Source organism: Mycobacterium pinniadriaticum (genome assembly GCF_026242045.1).
Lineage (GTDB): Bacteria > Actinomycetota > Actinomycetes > Mycobacteriales > Mycobacteriaceae > Mycobacterium > Mycobacterium pinniadriaticum.
In genome coordinates this window covers 1-6,493 of the sequence record NZ_JAPJDO010000079.1, presented here as the reverse complement: position 1 = coordinate 6,493, position 6,493 = coordinate 1, and the positions used below count along the sequence as shown (strand labels likewise).

Annotated in this window: 9 protein-coding genes; 5 read left to right on the top strand and 4 right to left on the bottom strand. The window is 63.7% G+C overall.

Annotated elements, in window-relative coordinates; all coding sequences use genetic code 11:
* The first annotated feature begins 424 nt into the window (after positions 1-424).
* On the top strand, positions 425-1,213 hold the full coding sequence (locus tag ORI27_RS32505; protein ID WP_266001356.1) for a DUF5131 family protein: 789 nt from the start codon (positions 425-427) through the stop codon (positions 1,211-1,213).
* A gap of 296 nt (positions 1,214-1,509) precedes the next feature.
* Here the strand turns inward: ORI27_RS32505 and ORI27_RS32500 are convergent, their stop codons facing one another.
* From ORI27_RS32500 to ORI27_RS33075, 4 genes are all read right to left on the bottom strand, one after another.
* Entirely contained in the window at positions 1,510-2,544 is a 1,035-nt protein-coding gene (locus ORI27_RS32500; RefSeq protein WP_266001355.1) for a hypothetical protein, read from the bottom strand.
* Positions 2,544-3,074 carry an ImmA/IrrE family metallo-endopeptidase gene (locus ORI27_RS32495; RefSeq protein WP_266001354.1) on the bottom strand — a complete coding sequence of 177 codons (531 nt, stop codon included), beginning with the start codon at positions 3,072-3,074 and terminating at the stop codon, positions 2,544-2,546. The genes ORI27_RS32500 and ORI27_RS32495 overlap by 1 nt, the downstream gene beginning before the upstream one ends.
* 239 nt (positions 3,075-3,313) lie before the next feature.
* The gene (locus ORI27_RS32490; protein WP_266001353.1) at positions 3,314-3,889 is read right to left on the bottom strand and encodes an ImmA/IrrE family metallo-endopeptidase; all 576 of its coding nucleotides are present in this window, start codon (positions 3,887-3,889) and stop codon (positions 3,314-3,316) included.
* Entirely contained in the window at positions 3,890-4,255 is a 366-nt protein-coding gene (locus ORI27_RS33075; RefSeq protein WP_323055702.1) for a helix-turn-helix domain-containing protein, read from the bottom strand. It abuts the gene before it with no gap.
* A gap of 157 nt (positions 4,256-4,412) precedes the next feature.
* Between ORI27_RS33075 and ORI27_RS32485 the strand changes: the two genes are divergently transcribed.
* From ORI27_RS32485 to ORI27_RS32470, 4 genes are read left to right on the top strand one after another with little or no spacing between them, the layout of a single operon-like run.
* Positions 4,413-4,724, top strand: a complete 312-nt coding sequence (locus tag ORI27_RS32485; RefSeq protein WP_266001352.1) for a hypothetical protein — start codon at positions 4,413-4,415, stop codon at positions 4,722-4,724.
* A gap of 2 nt (positions 4,725-4,726) precedes the next feature.
* The gene (locus ORI27_RS32480) at positions 4,727-5,203 is read left to right on the top strand and encodes a hypothetical protein (protein WP_266001351.1); all 477 of its coding nucleotides are present in this window, start codon (positions 4,727-4,729) and stop codon (positions 5,201-5,203) included.
* Positions 5,200-5,745, top strand: a complete 546-nt coding sequence (locus ORI27_RS32475) for a Mov34/MPN/PAD-1 family protein (RefSeq protein WP_266001350.1) — start codon at positions 5,200-5,202, stop codon at positions 5,743-5,745. The genes ORI27_RS32480 and ORI27_RS32475 overlap by 4 nt, the downstream gene beginning before the upstream one ends.
* Complete coding sequence (locus ORI27_RS32470) at positions 5,742-6,389, top strand: hypothetical protein (RefSeq protein WP_266001349.1); 648 nt, start codon at positions 5,742-5,744, stop codon at positions 6,387-6,389. The genes ORI27_RS32475 and ORI27_RS32470 overlap by 4 nt, the downstream gene beginning before the upstream one ends.
* Positions 6,390-6,493: the final 104 nt, after the last annotated feature.

The following is a 6,493-nucleotide window of genomic DNA, read 5'->3' as shown; positions in this document are numbered from 1 at the left end:
CCCGTTTAAACTCGTCGGGATAATTTTTCCTTGCCATCGTGGTGGATCATCTCGCTTCCCCCGCCAATCTTGCGGGATTAAGCGTGTCCAACACACGGGGGCAGGGCCCGACCCCGGCGAGCCGCTGAGGTATTCGCCGGGGCCGGCGAAGGCGTCGTAGTAAATGACCCGCTTGTTCCACCGAGCAATAATTGGAAACCAGGCGCCCAAGTAGCGGCGTAGGAGTGCGTGCTTCGCGGCGGTGTGCGGAGGGCATGGACGAAGTTCGAAGGCCTTCTTCGGCATGGGCGACATCCTGCACCGGCTTTCAATGTTCGGTTCGGCAGGAACGCTAGTCGGGACGATCTTCGGCTCGCGCCCGACACGCCTGGGCGAGCGATGCTCGCGGCATCAGCTTGTCGGCGCGCCGCCGTAGGCTCTCAGGGTGGCTGACAAGAGTTCGATTGAATGGACCGAGGCTACGTGGAACCCCACAACGGGGTGTGACCGCATCAGCGCTGGTTGCGACAATTGCTACGCATTGACCCTCGCTAAGCGGTTGAAGGCGATGGGCAATCCGAAGTACCAGCTTGACGGAGACCCGCGGACGAGCGGGCCGGGCTTCGGCGTGCAAGTGCATGAGGATGCCTTGGACCTGCCACGTCGGTGGCACAGCCCAAGGACAGTCTTCGTCAACAGCATGTCCGATCTGTGGCATGCGCGAGTGTCCGACACCTTCATCAAGCAGGTCTTTGATGTCATGGTCGAGACGCCGCAGCACACCTATCAGCTGCTCACGAAGCGACCGAGGCGACTCGCACGGATGGCCGACAAGTTGCCATGGGCAAGCAACATCTGGATGGGTGTCTCGGTAGAGGACCAGTCCGAGGCGTGGCGAGTCGATGAACTGCGGAAAGTGGCCTCAGCGGTCCGGTTCATTTCAGCGGAGCCGCTCATCGGCCCAGTCGATCTCGACCTCACAGGCATCAATTGGCTGATCGCCGGAGGAGAGTCAGGAGCTAACTACCGGCCGGTAGATGCGACGTGGGTCCGTGACTTGCGGGACCAGTGCGAGCTTGCGGGTGTTGCCTTTTTCTTCAAGCAATGGGGCGGCATCCGTGCGAAGTCAGGCGGTCGCGAGCTGGACGGTCGTACCTGGGACGCGATCCCGGATAGCGCAGAGTTGGCCGAGGCAGGGTCGCGCGAAAAAGTCGGTCGGGCAGCGCTCGGCTGAAGTTCGATCGATCGGGCAACGTGTTGTCCGCCCGATCGTGAGCCTTCCCCTTCGGCTTGTCGCAGGCACACGCAGGTCCCGAAAGTCGCGGATAACCGGCGGCGGCTCAGAGATAAGTCCGGCTGGCGGATTTGCCGCAGTCGTAGGATTCCCTCCGTCGTCAGCGGTGTAGTCGCGGGGTTGCGAAAGTGGGAGCGAGACAACGACCCCGCCGACTAAACGCGGCGTCGGTGTAGACCTGCAACGCAGCGAGCTGGCCGGTACGCGCACCGTCATCGTGTCGTCCGTGGCGGTCGTCAGTCGCGAGGTAGGTCGTCGCCGACCGCGTCCTCCTCGCCCCGGTCCTCCGTTGTGTCGAGCGGATCTTCGGAGGTGTCGTTGAGGTTGTCGAGGTGTTGACGAACGTCGATGACTGGCTGATGGTTCTTGAAGTCGGGGGCATGCGCAGCGGGGGCGTGAATCGCGCCCGGCCAGGTATCAGTGCTCCGGTACGCCTCGATCGCGGCGAGCACCTGACTCGGTGTGCGGTACGGATACTCGTCGGTGACGAGCCCCGGGTTGTCTCCGTCCCCGAATGCCTTTGCGAGCACCTGTTCCGGGGTGGTGGACTGCAGCGGCCTGGCGATCGCGAACACCGGGTATGGCCGGCCGCCCCACACCCCTTTGAGCGAGTGTGTTCCGAGGAGGTATGCCACACGATCGCGCTTGGTGCTGTCGTCGTTGTAGTGCTTGAACAGGAGGTGAGCTACCTCGACAGTCAGCACGAAGTAGCTACGTGCGGCGAACTTGAGGACGCGGAAGCCGGTGTCGATGCTCGGGCCGACGAAGTCCATTGCGAAGTTGATCGCGAAGTCGTCGGTTGCGCCGGCGGTGTTGAGCGTCGCTTCGTTAGTTTCCTCCACATCAATTTGCGTTCTGTCGTCGGCGATCTGGACTGTGCGGGGAATTGCCACGCGACGGTCCGGTGACGGGACGGTTGCCAGGAACGCGCCGCCCTTGAGCGTCATGGTCGTCTTTTCGATCAGGTGTTGGATCTCAAATTCGAGCAGCGTGGCCATCCACGCGTCGATGGCGTCGCTGCACTCTCGCTCGGATTGGATCCGGACCGAGAAGATCAACTCGTCGCCGATGGCCTTCCACAGCGACAGGCGATTCCTCAAACCGGGGTATGACTCGGTGATCCTATTTGCCAGCAGCGAGGGGAACTCGCTGTAGAAGGAGAGGAAGGTCGCAATCCACCTGCCCTCACGCTTCTGCTTGAACTGCGTCGAGTTTTGCAGATCGCAGGAGAGGAAAAGGATTGAGCCGTCGTGGTTGAGGCCAGCCGCCATCAGGTAGGTAGGCCGAGATACTCGGCGCGGACTTTCGCCGCCGGGACTGAGACCCCGAAGTGCTCGGCGACAGCCACGATGTTGCGCTCCATCCGGGCGAACATGTCAGTGAAGTGGCTGGCGGGCATCAAGAGGTTAGACGCGAACACGTTCGCCTGAGTCTCGGCGACGTTGCGACCCAACCTGGTGAACGTGGATGGCCGCTCTCCGATGCGATGAGTGGCAGGGGCTCGGTAGTGCAAGAAGTAGTGCCCGAGCTCATGAGCAATCGTGAACCTGTCACGCAGCTGTGAGGTGTGCGTGGGGATGATGACTGTGAAGTCACCTGGTTCCCGCACTTCGAGCGACTCGGAGCGGTTGTCGAACTCGATCTGACCGCCAAGCTTCTTGAGCAGTGCGTGCACATCGACATAGCCATGCTCGTCGATGACGGCGTGCGCCTGCACGATCTCCTCGGCGTATGTCGCAATCGCTGAGTACGACAGCGTCGATCGCGGCGCCTCGACCGCACCCTCACTCATCACGCTCATCGGGTTACCTCCACTTACATGATCGCGCATTAGTGGGCGGCCCGTGGCGCGAGTTGCATCTCACATGCGCCCCTTTGTGGCCGGGGTGACAGGGGACTTCGCTGACGTACAGCGAAGACTATCGCCCTCAGACCAGCTGGCGGGATTCGACACCCAGCCGATCACGACTTCAGGCTAAAGCGGGGCACCGACATCTTCAGAGGTCGAATGCGGCCATGTGGCGACGGTCGGACAACCCACTATGTGGCGCGCCGCCGGCGCGATCGGTCAGCGCGAATCCGAGCACCGCTGGCGTTCATCCGCCATGTCGCGAGGGCGAGGCTCACCTCGAAGGTTTCGGCCACCTGGTCGTCGGTCCAATTGCGCAAAGCGGCGCGGTGGGCCGACTCGGTCGGCACGAGCAGCTCTCCGGCGAGTTCGGTTGCTTCGAGCTCGAACATCGGCGACGCAGCAGATCGGCATTCGTCCCCCAGGGAGAGCAGGACGTCGCCGTCGTGCTCCAGGAGCACGTGACCCATCTCGTGCGCGACGGTGGACCGACGCCGGCGTCGTCCGTGAACGTCGTTCTCGACAATGACACGCCCTGTTCCGTCTGGGATGAGGCTGGCCGAAAACCGGCCGGCACCCTCTTCGGCGAAGTGCGCGTAAGCCTCCTCGCTGCAGCCGATCTCGCTGATGCCCAGCACGGGGATGCCCCATTGCTCAGCATGCCCGTAGGGATCGTAGGCAGTGAACACGTCGAGACCGAGTTCCCGGCGTTCCTCGCGCGCAATCTTCTGCGCCATTGCTCGGAAGCCATGCCGCAGACGTGTCACCTAACTATTGTCTCGCACGGCGCGTATATGTCGCAAAGTGGATTCCACAACGTCCTGAAGATGTCTGCGGTCGTTTTCATCGAGGTCCTTGTGCGCGCGCAGTAACAGGCTGACCTCGGTCGCCAGGTCTCCCTCCGTCCGCCGCTCCCCCGTGGTTGCCGACGTGAAGGTGTCGGCGCTCACACCAAGCCACTGGACGAGCGCCACGAATCCGTCGAGATCTGGCCGTTGCTGATTCGCCATGCGGCTGAGGAGGGACGGACTAACTCCAGCATCTCCAGCAACCTGCCGCCACGACATCCCGCGGTCCCTGCGGGCGGCATCCAGTGCCGCGTAAAGCCCCGCAACGTCAACCTTGCCCGCCACTACCGCCCTCTCGATTTGCGAAATTGCACTATTGATACATATTGCAGAATCACAACACACTTGCTAGCGTCGATCACGTGTCGATTGTGCAACATGTTTCGAAGTCACAAGACACCGATGCCGTTTTGGTAGCCCACAACCGGAAGGACGAAACGCCGTGACGATCTCCCACACTGACACCGACAACACCGAAGGTACGACCACCTCCGCCAAGCGGCACGGAAATGACTGGCTCGAACTGCGGGTCTTCGCGCCACGGGACCCCGAAGAGCGCATCTTCGTGTTCGACGGTTCCGAGAGCGTCGGAAAGGCAGCTGCCGACGTCGCGGCCGCCTTCGGCTACGCCGAGGGCAATCACACGTTCGAGACCCGCACAGACGATGTCCTGGACCGGTCCCTAACCCTGGTGGTCGCAGGCGTGCGCACCGGTGATCTCTTGGAGCTGATCGACGTCGGCGGTGGCGTGTAGCGATGACCGCCATCGTGGAACGAGCGGTGTTGACAGCCGAGGCCCCGGCGGTAAACGCATGGGCGGCCCGCGTCGGTTGGACGGTCGACGTCGACGCCGATGGTGGGACTCTGGCAGCGACGACGATCCACCCCGTGACGCGAACGGTCATTGTCTTCCACGCCGACCTCGAGGGATATCCGGCGATTCCGCCGGCATGGTCCTGCCGCAACGCCGATGGCGCCGCCACGCCTTCGGTGTTTCCCCTCCCAGGATCGCGGCCCGGGATTCCCGGGTCGATATTCCACGCGGCGATGCTGATCTGCGCTCCGTGGAACAGACTTGCGTACGGCGTTCACGGCGGCCCGCATACCGACTGGACCACCCTCACCGCGTGGAAGACCGTGCCGGGCGACGTGACCCAGGCCCACACTCTGGCCGACATGCTGTCGGCGATCGCCCTCAACCTTGCGGCAAGTCCGGGAACGGCAGCGCCGTGACCGTCCATCGCCGCACACCCCTCCCGACGGCCACTGCGCGTGGGCAACTGCTGGTCGCCGAACAAATCCTCGCGCCGACCACCCGCTCGCTGCGCGCCAGTTCCGGCGCCGACGGCCCCCACGAAGGCCTGGTGCTCTGGCTCGGCCGCACGGTCGGTGCCACGACCTTGGCGCTGTCCATCGTTTGTCCTCCCGCCCGCACCGGGAGGAGCCACGTGCTCGTTGACGAGCACGCAGTGGCGTTGGCTGCTCGGAGCGCGCGCCGCTACGGACTCGGTGTCGTGGCGCAAGTGCACAGCCACCCCGGTCACGACACACGCCACTCAGACGGCGACGACCACCTAGTGCTGATGCCGTTTCCAGACATGTTCTCCCTTGTGGTCGCCGATTACGGCCGGGGCGACCTTCACCCGTCCCGGGGAGCTGGTCTCCACCAGTACCAAGACGGCCGATGGGTGCAAGTGATCGACGACGACGCCATGACCGTCGTGCCCGCATCGACGTCGCACGCCAACACGGGAAGAAGCGTGCAACCCAGGTGAACATCGACGACATCGAAGCGTTCTATCGCGCGCGCGACGCCCGAACAGTGCAATACGGCGGGGACAACCGTGCATTAGAGACGGAAATCGTTCTCATCGGCGGCGCGGTGACGACTACCCGCCCGGGGCAGGTTGCTGTGCTCGCGATGGTGAACATGATGGCCCGGACGCACCGTCGCTTCACAGTCAGCGTGCCGAGGGCGAAGCTCGTCGCCAAGTCGCTGATCGCCGCGTCATCGCTGGAGGAAGCCGTGGCGCGCACGGCGCTCGCCATAAACCCCGCAGCACACCTCGTCGTCAACGGCGTGCGCATCGACGCCAACGCTGTCAGCACCGCAGCGGTCAGCCGAATATCTCTCGGGGTCGACACCGCCAGCGACGCCGACGCTCACATCGGCTGGTCCGGGGGACGCGGACTGGTGTCGACGCGGCGGGTGGACGTCGGTTGCGAGGACACCGACGTGCTCGGCGCAGCCACGGCGGCGTGCATGGGGGTACACGCGCTTTTTGAGCTCAGTCACGGCCGCGGCGTCCATCCCTGCGCCCTCAACCTCGCCGAACGTCGCAGCTACGAACGCGACACCCTGTCGCCATGCGGATGCCCGACGAGCGAGGCCGAAAAAGGCAACAGCACGATCACCTGAACTTCCCCCGAGACCGTGGAGGCATCAACAATAGGGATCGAGATGCCAGAGAAACGGAAGAAGTACGACCGGGAGTTCCGTGAGGGTGCTGTCCGGATCGTCGA